Source organism: Streptomyces sp. NPDC088350 (assembly GCF_044753545.1).
Lineage (GTDB): Bacteria > Actinomycetota > Actinomycetes > Streptomycetales > Streptomycetaceae > Streptomyces.
This window is the reverse complement of record NZ_JBIVNL010000003.1, coordinates 219,117-238,442: the sequence shown is the minus strand read 5'-3', so window position 1 is coordinate 238,442 and position 19,326 is coordinate 219,117. Positions and strand designations below refer to the sequence as shown.

The 19,326-nt window shown below is 71.4% G+C and carries 20 protein-coding genes; 7 read left to right on the top strand and 13 right to left on the bottom strand.

The features are described from left to right. Positions 1–5 precede the first annotated feature (5 nt). Positions 6–1,082, bottom strand: coding sequence for an ABC transporter permease (locus ACIQBL_RS10975; protein WP_401939394.1), 1,077 nt, complete (start codon positions 1,080–1,082; stop codon positions 6–8). Next, positions 1,082–2,101 (bottom strand): sugar ABC transporter substrate-binding protein, encoded by a 1,020-nt coding sequence (locus ACIQBL_RS10970; protein ID WP_401939391.1) that lies wholly within the window; start codon positions 2,099–2,101, stop codon positions 1,082–1,084. Before ACIQBL_RS10970 ends, ACIQBL_RS10975 begins: the two co-directional genes overlap by 1 nt. Positions 2,102–2,422: 321 nt before the next feature. Between ACIQBL_RS10970 and ACIQBL_RS10965 the strand changes: the two genes are divergently transcribed. Next, the gene (locus ACIQBL_RS10965; protein WP_401939388.1) at positions 2,423–3,454 is read left to right on the top strand and encodes a LacI family DNA-binding transcriptional regulator; all 1,032 of its coding nucleotides are present in this window, start codon (positions 2,423–2,425) and stop codon (positions 3,452–3,454) included. 429 nt (positions 3,455–3,883) lie between these two features. Here the strand turns inward: ACIQBL_RS10965 and ACIQBL_RS10960 are convergent, their stop codons facing one another. Both ACIQBL_RS10960 and ACIQBL_RS10955 read right to left on the bottom strand, forming a co-directional pair. Further along, the gene (locus ACIQBL_RS10960; RefSeq protein WP_401939385.1) at positions 3,884–4,456 is read right to left on the bottom strand and encodes a YbhB/YbcL family Raf kinase inhibitor-like protein; all 573 of its coding nucleotides are present in this window, start codon (positions 4,454–4,456) and stop codon (positions 3,884–3,886) included. Continuing rightward, entirely contained in the window at positions 4,432–5,385 is a 954-nt protein-coding gene (locus ACIQBL_RS10955) for an alpha/beta hydrolase family esterase (protein ID WP_401939383.1), read from the bottom strand. The genes ACIQBL_RS10960 and ACIQBL_RS10955 overlap by 25 nt, the downstream gene beginning before the upstream one ends. Positions 5,386–5,498: 113 nt before the next feature. Between ACIQBL_RS10955 and ACIQBL_RS10950 the strand changes: the two genes are divergently transcribed. Beyond that, on the top strand, positions 5,499–5,795 hold the full coding sequence (locus ACIQBL_RS10950) for a CoA transferase (RefSeq protein WP_401939380.1): 297 nt from the start codon (positions 5,499–5,501) through the stop codon (positions 5,793–5,795). Position 5,796: 1 nt separating this feature from the next. Here the strand turns inward: ACIQBL_RS10950 and ACIQBL_RS10945 are convergent, their stop codons facing one another. The 5 genes from ACIQBL_RS10945 to ACIQBL_RS10925 form a co-directional block, all read right to left on the bottom strand. Then, positions 5,797–5,943 (bottom strand): antibiotic biosynthesis monooxygenase family protein, encoded by a 147-nt coding sequence (locus ACIQBL_RS10945; protein WP_401939379.1) that lies wholly within the window; start codon positions 5,941–5,943, stop codon positions 5,797–5,799. A gap of 112 nt (positions 5,944–6,055) precedes the next feature. Continuing rightward, positions 6,056–6,859, bottom strand: coding sequence for a hypothetical protein (locus ACIQBL_RS10940; RefSeq protein ID WP_401939376.1), 804 nt, complete (start codon positions 6,857–6,859; stop codon positions 6,056–6,058). Continuing rightward, positions 6,856–9,846 (bottom strand): DEAD/DEAH box helicase, encoded by a 2,991-nt coding sequence (locus ACIQBL_RS10935; RefSeq protein ID WP_401939375.1) that lies wholly within the window; start codon positions 9,844–9,846, stop codon positions 6,856–6,858. The genes ACIQBL_RS10940 and ACIQBL_RS10935 overlap by 4 nt, the downstream gene beginning before the upstream one ends. Before the next feature lie 150 nt (positions 9,847–9,996). Beyond that, a complete protein-coding gene (locus ACIQBL_RS10930; RefSeq protein WP_401939374.1) occupies positions 9,997–10,230 on the bottom strand; it encodes a hypothetical protein in 234 nt (77 codons plus the stop codon). A 75-nt stretch (positions 10,231–10,305) separates the two neighbouring features. Then, positions 10,306–10,476, bottom strand: a complete 171-nt coding sequence (locus ACIQBL_RS10925) for a hypothetical protein (RefSeq protein ID WP_401939371.1) — start codon at positions 10,474–10,476, stop codon at positions 10,306–10,308. 395 nt (positions 10,477–10,871) lie between these two features. Between ACIQBL_RS10925 and ACIQBL_RS10920 the strand changes: the two genes are divergently transcribed. Further along, positions 10,872–12,410, top strand: a complete 1,539-nt coding sequence (locus tag ACIQBL_RS10920; RefSeq protein WP_401939368.1) for a hypothetical protein — start codon at positions 10,872–10,874, stop codon at positions 12,408–12,410. Positions 12,411–12,478: 68 nt separating this feature from the next. On the opposite strand, the gene ACIQBL_RS10915 is transcribed toward ACIQBL_RS10920, so the two are convergent. Further along, positions 12,479–12,670 (bottom strand): hypothetical protein, encoded by a 192-nt coding sequence (locus ACIQBL_RS10915; protein ID WP_401939366.1) that lies wholly within the window; start codon positions 12,668–12,670, stop codon positions 12,479–12,481. A 202-nt stretch (positions 12,671–12,872) separates the two neighbouring features. On the opposite strand from ACIQBL_RS10915, the gene ACIQBL_RS10910 reads away from it, so the two are divergent. The 3 genes from ACIQBL_RS10910 (at position 12,873) to ACIQBL_RS10900 (ending at position 15,090) form a co-directional block, all read left to right on the top strand. Beyond that, the gene (locus ACIQBL_RS10910) at positions 12,873–13,580 is read left to right on the top strand and encodes a transcriptional regulator (protein WP_401939363.1); all 708 of its coding nucleotides are present in this window, start codon (positions 12,873–12,875) and stop codon (positions 13,578–13,580) included. Further along, complete coding sequence (locus tag ACIQBL_RS10905) at positions 13,577–14,554, top strand: pyridoxal-phosphate dependent enzyme (RefSeq protein ID WP_401939360.1); 978 nt, start codon at positions 13,577–13,579, stop codon at positions 14,552–14,554. The genes ACIQBL_RS10910 and ACIQBL_RS10905 overlap by 4 nt, the downstream gene beginning before the upstream one ends. A 176-nt stretch (positions 14,555–14,730) precedes the next feature. After that, complete coding sequence (locus ACIQBL_RS10900) at positions 14,731–15,090, top strand: cupin domain-containing protein (RefSeq protein WP_401939358.1); 360 nt, start codon at positions 14,731–14,733, stop codon at positions 15,088–15,090. Positions 15,091–15,140: 50 nt separating this feature from the next. Here the strand turns inward: ACIQBL_RS10900 and ACIQBL_RS10895 are convergent, their stop codons facing one another. Beyond that, positions 15,141–16,100, bottom strand: coding sequence for a D-cysteine desulfhydrase family protein (locus ACIQBL_RS10895; protein WP_401939356.1), 960 nt, complete (start codon positions 16,098–16,100; stop codon positions 15,141–15,143). A 174-nt stretch (positions 16,101–16,274) separates the two neighbouring features. On the opposite strand from ACIQBL_RS10895, the gene ACIQBL_RS10890 reads away from it, so the two are divergent. Beyond that, the gene (locus tag ACIQBL_RS10890; RefSeq protein WP_401939353.1) at positions 16,275–16,979 is read left to right on the top strand and encodes an SDR family oxidoreductase; all 705 of its coding nucleotides are present in this window, start codon (positions 16,275–16,277) and stop codon (positions 16,977–16,979) included. 24 nt (positions 16,980–17,003) lie between these two features. On the opposite strand, the gene ACIQBL_RS10885 is transcribed toward ACIQBL_RS10890, so the two are convergent. Together ACIQBL_RS10885 and ACIQBL_RS10880 are read right to left on the bottom strand one after the other, a co-directional pair. Continuing rightward, positions 17,004–18,359, bottom strand: a complete 1,356-nt coding sequence (locus ACIQBL_RS10885; RefSeq protein ID WP_401939350.1) for a VWA domain-containing protein — start codon at positions 18,357–18,359, stop codon at positions 17,004–17,006. Further along, positions 18,356–19,213, bottom strand: a complete 858-nt coding sequence (locus ACIQBL_RS10880) for an AAA family ATPase (protein ID WP_401939348.1) — start codon at positions 19,211–19,213, stop codon at positions 18,356–18,358. The genes ACIQBL_RS10885 and ACIQBL_RS10880 overlap by 4 nt, the downstream gene beginning before the upstream one ends. Positions 19,214–19,326 lie beyond the last annotated feature (113 nt).

Below are 19,326 nucleotides of genomic sequence, written 5' to 3'. Positions count from 1 at the left end.
TGGGGTCACCTCCGGGTCGCCGCGCGGCTGACCCACAGATTGATGAGGGTGGCGCCGAGCAGCATCACGCCGAGGAACGCCTTGAACCAGTCGGGGTTCCAGCCGGCGTAGACGATGCCCTGCTGGACCATGCCGAACATGAACGCGCCGAAGACGGGGCCGATCGCGGAGCCCGCGCCGCCGGTGAGGAGACAGCCGCCGATGACGGCCGCGGCGATGTAGATCAGTTCCTGGCCGACGCCTTCACCGGACTGCACGGTGTTGAAGGAGAACAGCTGGTGCATGCCGATGAACCAGGCACCGAAACCGACCAGCATGAACAGGGAGATCTTCGTGAAGTTCACCGGGACACCGACGGCGCGGGCGGATTCCTTGTTGCCGCCGACCGCGAAGATCCAGTTGCCGTACTTGGTGCGCAGCAGGACCCAGGTGGCGATGGCCGCGAAGACCAGCCACCACACCACGGTGATCTTGACCTCGACGTCGCCGATCCGGAACGAGGAGGCGAAGACCTTCTTGGCCTGGCTGAACCCGTCCATGGTGCTGATGTCGTCGGTCGCGACATTGCCGGTGATCAGCTTGGTGACGGCGAGGTTGACGCCCTGGAGGATCAGGAAGGTGCCCAGGGTGACCAGGAAGCTGGGCAGCCCGGTCTTGACGAGTAGCCAGCCGTTGAGGAATCCGATGCCCAGCGACACCGCCAGGGCGACGAACACACCGACCCATACGTTCATGGTCAGTTGGTAGCTGAGCATGCTCGCGCTCAGTGCCGAGGTGATGACCGCGACACCGGCGGAGAGGTCGAACTCGCCGCCGATCATGAGCAGGGCGACCGGCAGCGCCATGATGCCGATCGTCGACGACTGGTACAGGATGTTCGCCATCGAGGCGCCGTCCCGCACCGGCGGGGCCGTGATCAGGAAGAACACGAAGACGGCGGCGGCGCCGAGGAAGACGCCTATCTCGGGGCGGGCCAACAGCCGTATCGCCAGGGGCCGTTCCGCGGTCCGGCCGTCGGTCGGCTTGGGGCCGGAGGCCGGCGGTGTGGTCACCGCCGGCTCGGCGTGCTGGGTCATGCTCATCACCGGGTGCCCTTCGCGGCGAACGTGGCGACGGTGGCGACGTTGGTCTTGTCGACGAAGGCCGGGCCGGTCAGTACGGGCTGCTCACCGCCGCCGCTGTAGTTGCCGTTCGTCTTGTAGAGCCACAGCGAGTCGACCGCCAAGTAGCCCTGGAGGTAGGGCTGCTGGTCCACGGCGAACTGGATGGTGCCCTTCTCGATCGCGGAGATGAGGTCCTTGTTGAGGTCGAAGGTGGCGACCTTCGCCTTGCTGCCCGCGTCGGACACCGACTGCACGGCGGTGAGCGCGAAGGGGGCGCCGAGGGTGACCACGTCGTCGATGGTCTTGTCCTGGGTGAGCTTCGCGGTGATCGTCGACTTCACCGACGGCATGTCCGTGCCGTTGACGTAGAGGATGTCGGTCTTGCCGCCGAAGGTCTTCTTCACGCCGGCGCAGCGCTGTTCGAGGTTGACGTCGCCCTGGGCCTGGATCACGCACAGCGTGTGCTTGACGCCGGTGGAGTTGAGCTTGGTGCCGAGCGCCTGGCCGGAGACGGACTCGTCCTGGCCGAAGAAGGAGAGCAGGCCCTGCTTCTTCCATTCGCTCAGTCCGGCGTTGAAGCCGACGACCGGGATGCCGGCCTGCTCGGCCTTGGCGACGACGGCCTTCATGGCGTCGGGCTTGGCCAGGGTGACCGCGATGCCGTCGACCTTCTGGTCGATCGCGTTCTGGACCAGGTTGGCCTGGTCGGCGGCCGTCTCGTCGTTCGAGTAGATGAGCTTGACGTTGTCCTTGGCCGCGGCGGCCTCGGCGCCCTTGCGGATGGTGTCCCAGAAGGTGTCGCCGGAGGGCGCGTGGGTGACCATCGCGATCGTCATGCGGGGAGTGGTGGCCTTGCCCGCCGACGCGTTGCCGGTGGACTCCTCGGACTTCTTGCCGCCGGAGCTGCTGGAGCAGCCCGCGAGCGCGAGGGCGGCCACGGTGGCCGCGGCCACGACGGGGAGGACTCTGCGGGAGTGGGGAAGGGATGTACGGCTCATGGCTAGTGCACCTCGCTGTGCGACTGAAAGAGGTAGCAGGGCGGTGGGTCCGCGCCTGCTTGATGGGCCGGGGTCGGTATGGAGGGTCGGAGTGGGCTCACATGGAGCCGTGGCGGCCGGATGTGCCGACCGTGACCGCTTGGTCCGCCTTGTGGGCGGCTTCCGCGGTGGGGAGGTGTCCCCGCCGATCGCGGGCGACGTGCCAACGACCTTCGTTGGAACATCAGGACAATTTAAAGCGCTTTAATTCCTGGTACTATCGACTCGTTTCGGGAGCGTGTCAAGGGTGTTGCGCGAGAAGATTGCAGCCGGGAGGCACAGGTGGAGGACGCCGGGGCGGAACGTCGCCGGACGGGCGCGAAGAAGCGCCCACGACTGGAGGACGTAGCCGCGCGCGTGGGTGTCTCCACCGCGTCCGTGTCCCTCGTGCTGCGCGGTGTGGCGGGCCCCAGCGAACGCACCCGGCAGCGTGTCCTGAGGGCCGCCGCCGACCTCGGCTACCAGGTGGACCGCACCGCCAGCCTGCTGGCCAGCAGGCGCACCAGGATGCTCGGCGTCATGGTCGACGTCCACAGCCCCTTCCACGCGGACCTCGTCGAGCACCTGCACTCGGCCGCCGAGGAGGTCGGCTACGACCTCGTCCTGAGCACCCAGACCCGCACCCGCGACGAGCGCACCGCCGTCGAGACGCTGCTGGCCTTCCGCAGCGAGGCCCTGATCCTGCTCGGCCCGACCGCCCCCGTCGACACGCTCGCCGCGCTCGACGGCAAGGCCCCCGTCATCGTCGTGGGCCGGCGCATCGAGGAGGGGGAGCTGGACGTGGTGCGCACCGCGGACGACGACGGCGTGGGGCAGATCGTCGACCGTCTGGTGACGCTGGGGCACCGCGAGATCACGTACGTCGACGGCGGCAAGGGTGTGATCGCCACCGACCGGCGCCGCGGCTACCGCACCGCCATGCGGCGCCACGTTCTGGACGCCCACATCAGTGTGCTGCGCGGCGACAACACCGAGGCGGCCGGCGAGCGTGCCGCCCGCCACCTCCTCGACGCGGGCGAACTGCCCACCGCCGTAGTGGCGTTCAACGACCAGAGCGCGATCGGTGTGCTGGCCGGTCTCGCCCGCGCCGGGGTCTCCGTCCCCGGCGAGGTGTCCGTCGTGGGATACGACGACGACCGGCTCTCCCGCCTGAGCTGCTTCGACCTGACCACGGTCAGCCAGGGGGCCGAGGAGCAGGCGCGCTACGCGGTGGCCGCCGCGGTGGAACGCCTCGACCAGGGTCGTACCGAGCCCCGGGAGGTCGTCCTCGCCCCGCACCTCGTCGTGCGCCGCACCATAGCCGGGCCGCGGTGAGCGGTTTCCGAAGCCCACAGGGCTGATGAACGGTGGGCCCGTTGGAGGGCGCGGAGTGGCTGAACCCAGTGCTGCGCGGCCTCGGAGCGTCGCGGGTGCCCACCATGTGACCCGCATTCTCGGTGTGGGGTCGGGGTGGTTGTCACGGTCGCCCGGTCGGATGAGAATGTCGCGCTGTGGGACACCGGTATCGGCCGCGTGATGTGTTCAGCGCGGACGTCCCCCGGCTGCGGAGACAGGGAAGTGTCCCGTTCCCCTCTGTGACCAGGCGTCCGAAGAGCGTCGGGCTGCTTCGCCGGTGCCGGGGCGGCTCTCGGCCCCGGGCGTCGACGGTCGGCCCTCGCGACCGATGCGTCCGGGACGCACCTGACACGCCGGAGACCCGCGCCGGAGCTGCTCCCCCGTCAGGGGGGAGCAGCCGACGTCGGATCAGACGCGTTCGTAGAAGCCGTCGAGACGACCGCGTGCGAGGACGTCACCGGCGGCGGCCAGCACGTCGCGCGGCTTGGCCGAGGCCGGCACGGTGTCGCTCTTTCCGACGGTCAACGGCTTGGCCAGCGCGAACAGTTGGAAGACATACCGGTGCGGGCCGTGGCCCTTGACCGGTGCGGGCCCGAGGTAGCCGCGGCGCGAACCCGAACTCAGGAGCCGTACGCCGTCGACGGTGTTCTCGGCGGCGAGATCACCCTGTGCCAGACCGGTCACCGTGGGGTCGAGCAGGGCGATGCCGTGGTTGTACGGCAGGGCCGTCGGCGCGTCGGGATCCTCGATGACCAGCAGCAACTGTGCCGTGCCGGCGGGGACCGCGTCCCACGTCAGAGCCGGTGACAACTCCTTTCCGCCCAGACGCCTCCCGGCGTGGACGGTCGGGATCGCCGCCTCGTTCGCGAAGTCGGGACTGCTCAGTGCGAACGTGTTCTCGCTGGCCAGGTTCGGTGAGTTCCAGGCGAGGCCGTCCTGCCCCGCTCGCTTGTTCTTCAGTAATTTGCCCATGACTGCCATGCGTTTCTCTCTTGTCCGTGATGATTTCCGGGTGGATCAGAGCCGCCGGGTGGCGGCGGAGGCGAGCAGGGGCTCGGCGAACCGGCAGATCTCCTCGGCCCCGTCGAACTCCTGAGCGGTCGGTTCGTCCCACTCGGATCCGACGGGCGCCCCGGCCAGTTGTGGCCGCCAACGAACACGGTCCGGGCGACGACCTGGGTGCCGCCGATCCCGCCCTCGGCGACGACGCGTCTGGAGAACTCCGTGGTCCGCGTCTCGGCAGCCTTGGGCGGGCACCGGTTCGTGGCCCGCCAGTGCTGGGCCGTCTTGTGGGGCGACAGTGTCCGACCGCGCAGGCGGCCCCTGGGTCCGCGGCGCCGGGAGTACCCGGGGCCGATCGGCGTGATCACGTCCGCCGTGCCGTGGATCAGCATCGCGGACACCGCGTGCGTCGGCCGGGTGCCGAGCAGCGCCGCGGGCAGCCCACCGGCCATGGCCGCCATGACCGCCACCCGGTCACCCGCCTTCAACGCCGGCCGGTGGGCCATGAACGCGCCGTTGGACATGCCCGCCACCACCGCCCGATCGGGCGGGGTGCCGTACCGGCCCGCCGACCAGCCGATGATCGCCCGGCGGAAGGCCACGTCGTCCACTCCCGCCAGGTCGGCGCTCGTGACACCGCGTCCGTCGGCCCGGCACCCGCCGAAACCGTACGGGTGGACGACCGCGAAACCCCAGGCGTCGGACTGCCTGTCGAAGGTCGTCCACTCGCGCATCACCTGGCCGGTGACGTTCCACTGGTTGCCGTGCGGCACGAGCACGAGCACGAGCATGAGCACCAGCGCCACCGGCGGCTCGTACCGCGCGGCGCGCGGCAGTCGGACGGCGAAGCGGCGGTGCGTCCCGCCGATCCTCGGTTCACAGGCGAACGGGTCGCCATCGCCCCACATGTGTGCTACCCCCAGATATCGGGGCGATACCGCCGATTCCCGACGGGACGCCGTGACCGGCCTGGATTCTTATACACCGGAAGCGCGGCGACTCGCACAGGCAGATAACGGACATGGCGAGCTCCAGGGTGTTCGCCGGCGACCCGTTCCGCAGGTTCGGCCGGTCGCGGGACGGTGTCCCGCTGTGGTGGAAGGTTTTTAACCGCAACAAGAAAAGTGTGGTGCTCGACCTCGCCGACAGCGGTTGCGTCATGCCTGCGGCCGGTCCGCCGCGGTGCGCTCCAGAGCGGCGACGTACAGCTGGGGATCGCTGGTGCTCAGCTCCCGCAGGGCCCGCGCGTGCGGGGCGAACTCCGGGTGGGACAGGGCCTGTTGGAACTGTTCCCGGCTCGCCCACTCGGCGATGTTGACCTATGCGCCGGGCCGGTCCGCGTGCCGCAGCAGGCGGTGCCGCAGAAAGCCGGGGCGGGCGCTGAAGAACTGCGAGGTCTCGTCGAAGACGCGCTCGAACTCCACCGTGGAGCCGTGCACGCCGAAGCGGTTGACGAAGGTGATCACCTGGGGGTTGCCTCCTCCTGGGGTGGGCGGGATCCGCGGGATCCATCGTCGCCGTGCCGGCTCGACCGGGGGTCGAGAGCCCGGCCCGTCCCGGCAGGTCGGCCACCCCCGTTCATCCCTCCTCGCCGCTGAGGATTGCCCAGGCGTACCCGGCGGCCCGCCGTACGAGTTCGGCCAGTGCCTCGGTGTCGGCGTCGTCGCCGCCCGGTGGCGGACCGAGTCCGCGCACCTGCCGGTCCGGGGCGACCGGCGGCAGTGGATGCAGTGCCGGCCCGGTCAGGTCACCGCCGGCGAAGAAGCACTCGTCGGCGGGGAGTCCGGCGGAATCGGCGGGTCCCTCGGCGGAGGGCGCGCTGCGTGCCGCGCGGAGCCCGGCGAGCAGTTCCTCCCGGTTGCGGCCGCGCAGCGCGGGCAGCAGGAAGGGGTTGTCCTCAAGAGCGCCGGCGAACGTGTAGTGCACGGCGGCGCCGTGGACACACGGATCACCGGTGTCGCGGCATCCGCACTGCGACGAGAGCTCGCCGCGCCGGGGGAACAGCGTGAGGCCCACCTGCGCGAAGGTCTCGTCGATGGTCTCCGGCATCCGGCCCTGGAGGAGGCCCGCCGCGTGCTGGAGCCGGCCCGCGAGGGCGTGTTCCGCCGTCTCCCACTCCTCGTCGGTGAACACGGGCAGGGTGAGTGTCACCTGGTAGGGGCGCCCGCCCTGCTCGACCCGTGCGGTCACCTCGCCCGGGCCGACCCGCAGCCCCCGCACGGCGCCGTTGCGGGCCAGCGAACGACCGCGCGGCAGGCGGGTGTTGGGGTAGGTGGCGCCGATCGACTCCAGGGCACGGATCCAGCGCCTGCTCGACCAGGTCGCGCCGAAGGCCTGCTGTCGCTCGCGGGTGATCGTGGTGCGGCCGGTGGCCGGGCTCATACGGTGTCTCCCGAGTCGGCGAGCCGGACCAGGGCGCGCAGCGCCTCGTCGTCCAGCTCGGTCAGCCAGGTCTCGCCGGTGCCGACGACCGCGTCGGCCAGCGAACGCTTGCTCTGCAGAAGGGCGTCGATGCGCTCCTCGAACGTGTCGGCGGTGACCAGCTTGTGCACCAGCACGGTCTTGGTCTGGCCGATGCGGTGGGCGCGGTCCGTGGCCTGGTCCTCGACGGCCGGGTTCCACCACCGGTCGTAGTGCATGACGTGCGAGGCGCGGGTCAGGTTCAGGCCGAAGCCGCCCGCCTTGAGGCTGATGAGCAGCAACGGCGGTGCGCCGTCGTCGTCCTGGAAGTCCCGCACCATCCGGTCCCGCCGCTCGGGCGGGGTGCCGCCGTGCAGGAACGGGACGCGGTCCAGGCCGAGTTGTGCCGACAGATGGCTCGCCAGCAGGTCGCCCATCACCCGGTACTGGGTGAACACGAGTGCCCGCTCGCCCGCGGCCACCACCTCGCCGAGCATCTCGGTGGCCCGCTCCAGCTTTCCGGAGCGCCCGGCGAGCTGCCCCGCGTCGGTGTCCTCGGCGCCGAGGTACTGGGCGGGATGGTTGCAGATCTGTTTGAGGTGGGTGAGCAGCCGCAGGACGTTGCCCTGGCGCCGGATGCCGGTGCCCAACCCTTCCTGGCCCGTGTCGAACGCCTCGTCCACTGCCGCCCGGTACAGCTCCGTCTGCTCCGCGGTCAGGTCGCACGACACCGTGGACTCCAGCTTGGCGGGCAGTTCGTCGACGACCGTGCTCTTCATCCGCCGCAGCATGAACGGCGCTGTGACGGTGCGCAGCCGCTCGGCGGAACGGGTGTCGCCGTCGCGCTCGATGGGAACGGCGATCTGTTCCTTGAAGCGGTGGTGCGAGCCGAGCAGGCCAGGGTTGGCGAAGTGCATGATCGACCACAGCTCGGAGAGCCGGTTCTCCACCGGGGTGCCGGTCAGCGCCACCCGGGCCTGCGCCGTCAGCCGGCAGGCGGTGCGCGCGGTCTGTGCCGCCTGGTTCTTGATCTGCTGGGCCTCGTCGAGCACGACCAGGTCCCAGTCGACCGAGGTCAGCAGCTCGGCGTCCAGACGCAGCAGCGCGTAACTGGTCACATGGACCGTGCCGGGCGTGAACTCCTCGGGGCGGGTGGCCCGTCGGGGCCCGTGATGCGGTATGACAGCGAGGTCAGGGGCGAAACGAGCCGCCTCGCGGGACCAGTTGCTGACCACCGAGGTGGGGCAGACGACGAGCTGGGGCCGATCGCGGGGCCGTCCGGCGAGCAGGGCGATGGTCTGGAGGGTCTTGCCGAGGCCCATGTCGTCGGCGAGCAGGGCGCCGAAGCCCAGCCCGGTCAGCGACTGGAGCCAGGCGATGCCCCGCTTCTGGTAGTCACGCAACTCGGCGTGCACACCGGTGAGTTGGGGTTCCTCGTTGGCGAGCGCGTCGCGCAGGCGGCCGACCAGTTCGGCGACCGATCCCTCGGCCGGCGCGGGCACGTCGCCGAACTCCTCCGTACGGTGCCGGCCACACAGCGCGACGGACAGGGCCTCGGCCGTGGACAGCCGCCCGGTCCGCCCCACCAGAGCGGCGAGTTCGGCCACCCGCTCGCAGTCGACCCGTACCCACGCACCGCGCCACAGCGCGAACGGCTCGCCGCGCGCGGCCAGTTCGGCCACCTCGTCCGCGGTCACCACCTCGTCGCCGACCACCGCCTCCCAGCGGTAGGTGACGGTACGGTGCCGGGTCCCGGCGGTGTCGCCGCGCCTGCCGCCGCGCCGGGACCCGACCCGCAGCCGGGGCCCGAGCACGCCGCCGCCGTCGGCCAGCTCCTGCGGGACGATCACCTCGATGCCCGCGTTGCGCAGGTTGTTGCCGGCGTCACCGAACAGGTCCGCGGCCTCCACGGCGGTGAGCCGCACCTGGGCGGGCCGCGCCTCCCCGAGGCAGCCGGCCAGGGGCCGGAACCAGCGGGCGGCGATGCCGAGCGACGCGGTGAGGGTCTCCTGCGGGTGGTCCAGGAGGCGGTCGCCGAGCGCCATCGCCGGGGCCCGGCTGCTCCACACCCGCTGCGCGGGCAGCAACAGCGCGGGTGCGTCCGGGGCCTGGAGATGGAAGGTCAACGGCCAGGGCGCGTCCGGCCCGTCCGGCAGCCCCAGCCGCAGACAGAGCCGGCCCACGACGCGCTCACCCGACGCGGCGGACGCCCATCGCCCGATGTCGTCGGCGGAGGGAACACCGGGGTGCACCGTCTCCGCCCGGTCCCCCGCCAGCGCGGCGATCCACACACCGGCCCACGTCGTCCCGGCACCACCGGTCTCCGGAGTCCGTGCCAGGGCCGCCGGGGCGGCAGCCCGTACGCAGGTGTCGGCGACGGCGTCACCGAAGGCACCCAGCAGCGCCCGCGCCGACCAGACCCGTTCACCGGAGGAGCCGTCGGTGCCGGCGGTCGAGGCGCCGGACCGCCCCGCGTGCCGCAGCGCGTGCGCCGCTCCCGGCAGGGCCTCGGCGAGCGTGTCCAGGCGCGGGTCGCCGGCCGGTTCGATCCGCCAGTGCGCCAGGGCCGGCGCACCCGCACCCGGGCCGAGGAGGGGAATCGCGTGCCCGGCGACCACGTGTTCCAGGGCCCAGCGGGCGGCCACCGACCAGGCGTACACCGACCGGTCGAGCCGTGTGCCGTCGTCCCTCGGCGCCAGCTGGGCCAGCGCGCGCAGTACCTCGCTCAGCGGCACCAGCAGCGCGGGCACGTCCGCATCGGTCAGCCGGCCGCCACGGGGCAGCAAGGTGGGCAGTCGATCGAGGGCCCGCGTCCCGCCCTCCGGGCCGAGCAGGCCCCCGGACGCGGCATCCGCCGCCGGGTCCGCCGTGCCCCAGAAGGCCATCCGCCCCCGCCCCGGCAGGCGGGCGTCCGGTACGAACGTCGCCTGCAAAAGGCCGGGAAATCCCGGGGTTTCCACTGCATTCATCCGGTGGTCCTGTCTTTCGGAATGCGAGGGGCCGAGGGGCCGAGGGGCTGACACGCCGTGCACACGGGAATACAGAATAGACATGCCGGGAGTGGTGGCATGACGGAACCGCCGCCGAAAGAGATATCGGCGGCGGTTCCCTGGCCGAAATTACTCGCCGCGTTCCGGCGCGGTGTACCAGCTGCGCGGGTCGACGTCGCGCGGAACCCAGGAGGGGGCGCCCTGCTCCGTGTTCACGCTCTTCTCCACGACGACCAGGTTGCGATGGACGTGCACCGCGGCGACGCTCCGTTCCCAGCGCGCGGCGGGGGAGTGGGCCGCATCGGCCGCCGGGGTGCGCTCCTGGTGGTTGAGCCCGTCGATCAGCGCCTTGACGAACCCCATGGAGGTGGTCGGATCGTTCAGGTCCCGTTTCGTTGCCGCCCCACCCCCGCCAGTACGCGGTCTGGGTGTCTTCGATCACACGGCCACGGGGGTCTTCACCGAGGGTTCGGGGAAGAGACGGGCCCGACCGGCGGTCTCGCGCAGCAGTGCCTCGGCGCAGCGGGCGACGCCCAGGTCGGCGAGGCCGGCGGCGACGTTGGAGAACGCGGCTCGAGTACAACTCGACGACCGAAAAGATTCGGACATAGTGCCCGTAGTATTCCCGGGCGGCCCGGAGCAGATTTCCGAGAAAAGTCAAGTCGATATGGGTTATCCATTCCGGGAACAGAATTTATTCCGGCTGTCAAATCCGAACGTCGGCGACGCCATGCGAAACCGAATGGGAAATGGGTGTACGGGCATCGGCCCTGCCGGGAACCCGGGCGGGCTCGAGTGCGCCGGGCGAGTCTGGACCGGTTTCCGGAACACCGGCGAAGAGGGAGCAGATGCGCGTTCTGATCACCGTGCCGCCACTCGATGCCCATTTCAACGGCAGTGTGCCGCCGGCCCGGGCCCTGCGGACCGCGGGCCACGAAGTGCGGGTGGCCGCACAACCACCCTGACCGGCGGCATCACCGCCACCCGGACTCACCGCCGTGCCGGTGGGCGACGACCCCGACCTCGCCGGTGTCATGGCCCGACAGAGGCCGCTGATCTACGCACACCACGAGGGCCGGGACCTGCCCCGGGTCGCCACCGGATCCGACGGCCCGGAGTTCCTGCGCACCAGCAGCGCGCTGCTCACCGACGCCTTCTACTCCCGGATCGGCAGCGACCGCACCGTCGACGACCTCGTCGACCTGTGCCGCACGGACAGTCTTGTCGAGCGGCTCGTCCTGACCGGCACCGCGCCCGACTCCGAGCTCATCCTCCTCGTGAAGGAAGCGGGGCTCCAGCGTCTCGTCGGCTTCCTCGTCGACGAGGTGTTGTTCCGTTGCGAGGAGCCGGTCAACACCACACCTGTCGACGTCGCGCTGGAGGTGACCCACGAGGACGAACTGCGCCGCACGGTACTGCGCATGGAGCGGGGCGAACCGATCCGGGTGCTCGACGCCGACGATCCGGCGCTGGTGATCCGACGGCACTTCCGCTGCGCCCTGCCGGACCTGGTCCGCAGGCTGTACGGCCCCGCGCAACCGCCGCACAGCCGGGACTTCACCGATGTCTTCCTCCCCGAACGACCGGCCGACCTCGCCGAGTTGCCGCAGATCCTGCAGGCCACGCACCAGGCGGGCAGCACGCTGCTCTCCGGGTGCACGACAGCGGGCCCCGGCCTCGGCGCGCTGTCGGTGGCGTACGGCTCCGACAAATGGGCCAGTTTCCACTGGTACACCCAGCACTACGAGCACCACTTCGCCCGCTACCGGGACCGGCCCGTACGGGTGCTCGAGATCGGGATCGGGATCGGCGGTTATGCGGGTGACCTGGGCGGTCCCTCGCTGAAGATGTGGAAGCGGTACTTCCATCGAGGCGTGGTGTACGGGCTCGACCTGTTCGACAAGTCCGCGCTCGACCAGCCCCGGCTCACCGCGCTCACCGGCGACCAGGGCGACCCGGCGGCGCTGCGCGAACTCGCTGAGAAGTACGGGCCGTTCGACATCGTCATCGACGACGGCAGTCACGAGAACGAGCACGTACGGATCTCCTTCGACGCGCTGTTCCCCCATGTCCGCCCCGGCGGCCTGTGCGTCATCGAGGATCTACAGACCGCCTACTGGCCCCGGTTCGGCGGCACCGCCGGGCCCGAGACCGCGCCCGAGACCTCGATCGGCCTGCTGAAGCGGCTCCTGGACGACCTTCACCACGCCGAGTTCGACCCCAAGCCCGAGGGGGCGCCGACGCTCACCCAGCGACAGGTGATCGCCGTTCACACGTACCACAACATCCCGGTGTCCGCGGACCGCACCGTCGTGCGGGGTGGTGCCGTCATGCCGCGCCAACTCGTCGAACAGGCGGGGATCGACAACATCCGGCCGCCGCTCGCGCAGTTCACGGAACGGGTCGACGAGGAGGACCGGCGGGGACTGGAAGCGGTGCAGCGTGCCGTGGGGTCCCGGTACGCGGCGCGCGGGCACCTCAGCCCCAAGGAGCCCGGGGTGCTCGCCTTCTACCGCTCGCTCACCCACGCGCTGACCCGCTGAGCACCCGTGGCCCGTCGGGTGGGGGAGCCTCCACCCGACGGGCCACGGTATGCCGTCGGCGCCCTTGGTCACGGCCGGTGCCGCGACGCCTCCGCCCGTGCCGTCCCGGTCTCGCGCCCGCCGGCCAGGGTGAGTTCGAGGATGCGCCCGACCAGTGCCGCATGGCTCAGCAGGTCCGGTGGCGCGGCAGCCGCCTCGGGGCAGGCGTGGTGCTCGGAACCGTGCACGGAGAACCGCCGGAACTTCGGGTCCCTCGTCATCTGTCACCCCCGTCGTCCGCGTGTGCCGGGAAGGTCCCGGTCCGGATCTCCCCAGGTTCGCGCAGCGTCCTACACGCCGACTGGATCCACGGTCGACGCGGGACGCGGCGGCCTCGGGGCGTTGCCCGAGCGCTGACTGGTGACTGGATTCTGGACTGTGGGTATAGTGCTTGGACGTGCAGTCTGAGTCGGCGAGGTGGGAATGGCGGACGGCAATCGGGCCCTGGACGCCGAACGGGACGCGATCATCGGTGCGTTGAGGCCCGTCGCCGACGGGATCGCGGCGACGTTCGGCCCGGTGTGCGACGTGGTGCTGCACGACTACCGGCACCCGGAGAAGTCCGTGGTCGCCGTCGCCGGAGCCCTGACCGGGCGCTCGGTGGGCGGCGCGATGAGCGAGATCGGGCTACGGGTGCTGGCGCGCGGGGACGAGGCAGCCGACGAGCTGAACTACCTGACCCGGACCAAGGGCGGCCAACTGCTCAAGTCGTCCACGATGGTGCTGCGCGACTCCACGGGCGCGGTGTTCGGCGCGCTCTGCGTCAACGTCGACGTCACCGCCGTACAGCAGGCACAGGCACTGCTGGCCGGCATCGGCGGGGGCGGTGCGAGCGAGGCGTCGGCCACCACCACCTTCGGCAACGACATCGGCTCCGTCGTCGAGGCCATCGTCGACGCCCATCAACTGCGGCGCAGCAGGACCTGGGTCCAACTCGACCGCGCCCAGCGGCTGGAGCTGTTCCGCAGTCTCGACGAGCACGGGGTCTTCGCCGTCCGCCGGGCGATCGAGCAGGTCGCCGTCCGGCTCGGCATCTCCCGTGCCTCCGCCTACAGCTACCTCTCCCAGGCGCGGGCCGCGACCGGCACCCCCGCCCCTTCCGATCCCGCTTCCGATGGAGGAGCCGAGTGACGACCACCACCCCGCCCATCACCCTCGACGACGTCCGTGACGCCGCCGCGCAGATCAAGGGCGTCGCCCACCGCACCCCGGTGCTGCGCTCGCGCACCCTAGACGCACTCGTCGGCGCCGAGGTGTTCCTGAAGTGCGAGAACTTCCAGCGGATCGGCGCCTTCAAGTTCCGCGGCGCCTACAACGCGGCCTCCCGGCTGACACCGGAGGAACTGACCCGGGGCATCGCCGCCTACTCGTCCGGCAACCACGCCCAGGCCGTCGCCCTCGCCGCCCGCGAACTCGGCACCACCGCGGTGATCGTCATGCCCGAGGACACCCCGGCCTCGAAGCTGGCCGCCACCGCGGGGTACGGCGCCGAGATCGTCACGTACGACCGCTACCACGGCGACCGGGTGGCCATCGGGGAGGCCCTGGCCGCCGAGCGCGGGCTCACCCTCATCCCGCCCTACGAGCATCCGCACATCATGGCGGGGCAGGGCACGGCGGCACTCGAACTCCTTGAGGAAGTGGGGGAGTTGGACGCCGTGCTGGTGCCCGTGGGCGGCGGCGGGTTGATCGCCGGGACGGCCACCGCCGTCAAGGGGCTGAACCCGGGCACCCGCGTGATCGGCGTCGAACCGGAGGCCGGGGACGACACCAAGCGGTCCTTGGAGGCGGGCCGACGGGTGTCCGTCCCGGTGCCGCGCACCATCGCCGACGGGCAGGCGGCCGACATCCCCGGCGAGCTGACCTTCTCAGTGAACCGACGGCTGGTCGACGAGATCGCGCTGGTCGGCGACGAGGAGATCAAGGACGCGATGCGGTTCGCCTTCGAGCGGCTGAAGATCGTGGTCGAGCCCAGTGGTGCCACCCCGCTGGCCGCGCTCCTCGCGGGGCGCGTGGGTCCGCTGTCGGGCCGGGTGGGGATGATCGTCTCGGGCGGCAACATCGACAGCGAGCGGTTCGCCCTGTTGTGCGCGAAGAGTTCGTGACGACGGTGTCCAGGTTTCCACGTCGGCGTTCCCCCGAATGGCGCTCCCCGGTGGACAGGAAGACGATGGAGTGGTGGGGCGCGGCCCCCGCCGGAGCGCCGGTGCCGTTCAAGGATGCCGGGAGACGGAGACCGGCCCCGGCCGTGCTGTGCGCGGCCGGAATGGAGGCAGCCGTCATGCTGGAAGTGAAGACGGTCGACAAGCCGGACGAGCGGCGTGACTTCCCCCGCGGCCACCTCGAAGCCGTCCACCTCAGCGGACTCGACTTCGCCGTGGGCACCTTCGAACCGGGCTGGCGCTGGTCCGAGTCCGTGGCGCCGATCGCGGGAACCAAGAGTTGCGAGATCCACCACAACGGATATGTCGTCCAGGGGCGGATGCACCTCCGCATGGACGACGGCGGCGAGAGCGAAGTGGGCCCCGGCGACGTCTTCGTGTGCTCGCCCGGACACGACGCGTGGGTCGTCGGCGACGAACAGGTCATCGTGTACGACTTCGCGGGCGCCATGGCCAAGGACTACGCGAAGGCTCCGTAGCCGAACCGTGCGTACGCGCCCTGCGGCACCGCGTCCGCCGGGCGCGTACGTCATGCCCGGTACTCGACGACCTGTCCCTCGGCGTACGCCACCGCGTCCGCGTGCCCGAACAGGCCCGGCAGCCCGCCCGTGTGCACGAACACGGTCCGCTCGCCCGGCCTGATGTCACCGTCCCGGACGGCCGCGATCAGACCGGCCATGGCCCGTCCCGTGTACGTCGGATCGAGGACGAGCCCGGCGGTGCGCGCGGCCAGGGTGAGGGCTTCGGCGGCCGGGGCGGTGAGCGTGGCGTAGCCGCCGCCGATCTGGTCCCGCCGGATCCGGAGTCCCTCCGGTGCGGTCAGACCGGCGAACTCGCCTACGGCGGAGGCCGGTTCGGGCAGTGCGCCCACGTCGACGCCGAGCACCGCCTCCGCGCCGAGCGAGACCACCAGCCCCGCCATCGTGCCGCCCGAGCCGAGCGCGACGACCGCGGTACGGAGATCGGGGAGCTGTTGGCGCAACTCCTCGCCGCAGCGCGCGTATCCGCGTGCGCCGAGCACGCTGGAACCACCGAACGGGATCAACGCGGGCTCCGCACCTCCCTCGCGCAGTCGCTCGCACACCTCGGCCGCCGCCCGGTCCAGTCCGGCCCGGTCCACCTCACCCGCCCAGGCGATCCGGGCGCCGAACAGCCCGTCGACGGCGAGGTTCCCCGAGCGCGACAATCCCGGCGATCCACGCAGCACCAGCACCACGTCCAGGCCCAGCCGCGCTCCGGCGGCGGCCGTCAGGCGGGCGTGGTTGCTCTGCGGGGCGCCCGTGGTGACCAGGGTGTCCGCGCCCTCGGCGAGCGCCGCGCCCACGGTCCACTCCAGCTTGCGGATCTTGTTGCCGCCGCCGCCGAGACCGGTGAGGTCGTCGCGCTTGATCCACAGGTCTTCCGGGCCGAGCCCGATCGCGGTGGCCAGGCGGGGCGCGGGTTCGACGGGGGTGGGGAAGGTGGCCAGCTCCACGTGGGGGTCGCTCATGCCGTACATCATCGCGCGCTCTGGACGCCGGTCCCTCTGCGGGCCCGCACACGAACCCGCCCGCGGGCTTGCCCATGGAAACCGATCGGTTTACTGTGGTCGACGTGAGAGGGAACCGATCGGTTTCCATCTCGTCCCGGATGCCCTGCGGCATCCCCCACCTCGGAGATCCCCATGACGAACATCGAAGGTTCCGTCGTCCTCGTCACCGGCGGCAGCCGTGGCATCGGCCGGGCGCTGGTCACCGCCCTGTACGAGCGCGGCGCCAAGAAGGTGTACGCCACCGCCCGCGACCCGAAGACCGTCACCCACCCCGACGCGGTACCGCTGGCGCTGGAGGTCAGCGACCCCGCGTCCGTCGCGGCGGCGGCCGAGCAGGCGCAGGACGTCACCATCGTGATCAACAACGCGGGCGCGTCCGTGAACGCGAACTTCCTCGACTCACCCGTGGAGGACGTCCGCCGCGAGTTCGAGACCAACTTCTACGGCCCCCTGCTCGTCACCCGCGCGTTCGTGCCGATCATCGAGCGCAACGGCGGCGGCCACATCCTCAACGTCCACTCGGTACTGTCCTGGCTCGGCGTCCTGGGCTCCTACAGCGCCTCCAAAGCGGCCCTCTGGTCGCAGACCAACTCCCTGCGCCTGGACCTGAAGCCGCGCGGTATCGACGTCACCGGACTGCACGTCGGCTACGTCGACACGGACATGGCCGCCCAGGTCGACGCGCCCAAGTCCACGCCCGAGAGCGTGGCGGCACAGGCCCTCGACGGCATCGAGTCCGGCGCCTTCGAGGTGCTGGCCGACGACCTGACCCGCCAGGTCAAGGCAGGGCTGTCCGCCGAAGGCGCCGCGCTGTACCCGCAGTTGGCGGCGGCCTGAGGCCCGATGCGCCGGACGGGTCCGTCAGATCGGCAGCAACCGGCCGACCAGCGCGCTGAGTTGCCGCGCGTTGCGGCACTCGTGCATCTCGACCAGCTCCGCGTAACCGGGCGCGGCCGAGTCGCCGGTGCCCCACTGGGAGCGCTGCTCGGGGTTCAACCAGTAGACGCGGCGGGCCCGTTGGGCGATGTGCCGGACGGCCGGAAGATTCGGGTCGCTCATGTTGGTACGGGCGTCACCGAGCACGAACACGGTCGTACGGGGGCCGACCGCGTCGCCGTAGCGCTCCGCGAACTCGCCCAGGGCGACGCCGTAGTCACTGCTTCCGTGCCAGCCGGTGAGGGTGGCCTCGTCGCGGATGCGGGTGCCCAGTCCCTCGGGGTCGGCCGTGCCGTGCACGAGCAGCGGAGTCACCTCGTCGAGACGGTTGACGAAGGCGAACACGCGCACCTTGCTGAACTGGTCGTGCAGCGCCTGCACCAGCAGCATCGTGAAGTCGGAGAAGCCCGACACCGAGCCCGACACATCGCACAGCAGCACCAGTTCGGGCCGGACCGGCCGGCGCCTGCGCAGCACCGGCCGCATCGGCACCCCGCCCGTGGACAGCGAACCGCGCAGGGTGCGGCGGAGGTCGATCGTGCCCCGGGACGCACGGCGCCGACGCGCGGCGAGACGGGTGGCCAGCTTCCGGGCGAGAGGCTGAACCGCCCTGCGCAGCTCGGCCAGTTGGGCCCTTCCCGCGAACAGGAAGTCGACGCGGTCGGCCGTCGGCGCCACCGCCCGCCGGGCGATCTCGTCCCGGCCGCGCCGCTCGGCGACCCGCCGCCGCGCCTCCGTGGCGACCTGCCGCCGGAAGCTCTCGATGCGCTGCCGGATCTCGTCCTCGAGCAGCCGGTCGGTGAACCCCGCGTCCCCGCCCTGTGCGCGGATGCTCGTCCGCACCCGGGCCAGCAGCGTCTGCGGTCGCAGCCACTCCAGGGTCTGGTGCGACGACCAGCCGTCCGACGTGGGGGAGTTGCCGTAGCCGCCGAAACCGTCGACGGCCTCCGCCGCCAACTGCCCCATCAGCGCCCGGTCGTTGGCGGCCAGCGCCGCCGCGAGCCGGTCGCGGAGGTCCTCACGGTTGGTGGGCTCGCCCTGCGGCGCTCCGACGCCGCGCGGGAAGTACAGGTCGAAGACCGGGTCGAACACCGGGCGCCCGGCCGTGCCGTGCAGCAGCGTCGCGGCCAGCCCCTCGCGCAACAGCTCACGGTCCGCGAACCCGAGCGCCTCCATCGCCTGCGCCGCGTCCACGGTCTCACCGGTGCCGATCCGCAGACCGTGCGCGCGCAGCGCCCCGACGAGCCCCGTCAGCCGCTCGGCGACACCGACGGCGGTCACACGGCGTCCAGATCGAGCTTCGCCGCAGCCCGGAGGATGTCGTCCTGGTGCTTGAGCAGCACGCCGAGGGTGTCGCGTACGACCGTCTCGTCGAGCGTGTCCGCGCCGAGGGCCAGCAGCGTGCGGGCCCAGTCGATGGTCTCGGCCACCGACGGCACCTTCCGCAGCTCCATCTCCCGCAGCGCCCCGACCACCCGGACCACCGACTGGGCCAGCGCCTGGCCGAGTCCCGGCACCTTCAGCCGTACGATGCGACGCTCCAACTCCTCGTCGGGGAAGCCGATATGGAGGAACAGGCAGCGGCGGCGCAGCGCCTCGGAGAGTTCCCGGCTCGCGTTCGAGGTGAGGACCACGAAGGGGCGGCGGGTCGCGGTGATCGTGCCCAACTCCGGGACGGTGACCTGGAAGTCGCTGAGGACTTCCAGCAACAGGCCCTCCACCTCGACGTCCGCCTTGTCGGTCTCGTCGATGAGGAGGACCTTCGGTTCGTCGCCGCGGATCGCCGTGAGGAGCGGGCGGGGGAGCAGGAACTCCTCGCTGAAGATGTCGGTGCGGGTCTCGTCCCAGCTCTCGTCGCGGCCCGCGCTGATGCGCAGCAGCTGCTTGGCGTGGTTCCACTCGTACAGGGCCCGGGACTCGTCGACGCCCTCGTAGCACTGGAGCCGGACCAGCTCCGCCCCGGCGACCTCGGCGACCGCCTTGGCCAGCTCCGTCTTGCCGACGCCGGCCGGGCCCTCGACGAGGAGCGGCTTGCCGAGGCGGTCGGCGAGGAACACGGTCGTGGCGACGGCGGGCGAGGCCAGATAGCCGGTCTCGGCGAGGCGTGCGGCGACTTCGTCGACGGAACGGAACACGGGGCCTCCGGCGGATCGCGGGTGGTGCGTCGGCGCGCAGCGACATGTCCAAGCGCTTGTTCACCCCTACTGTCGCCCACGGTCCGGCCGCCGTGCAAGCCTGTATACCGATC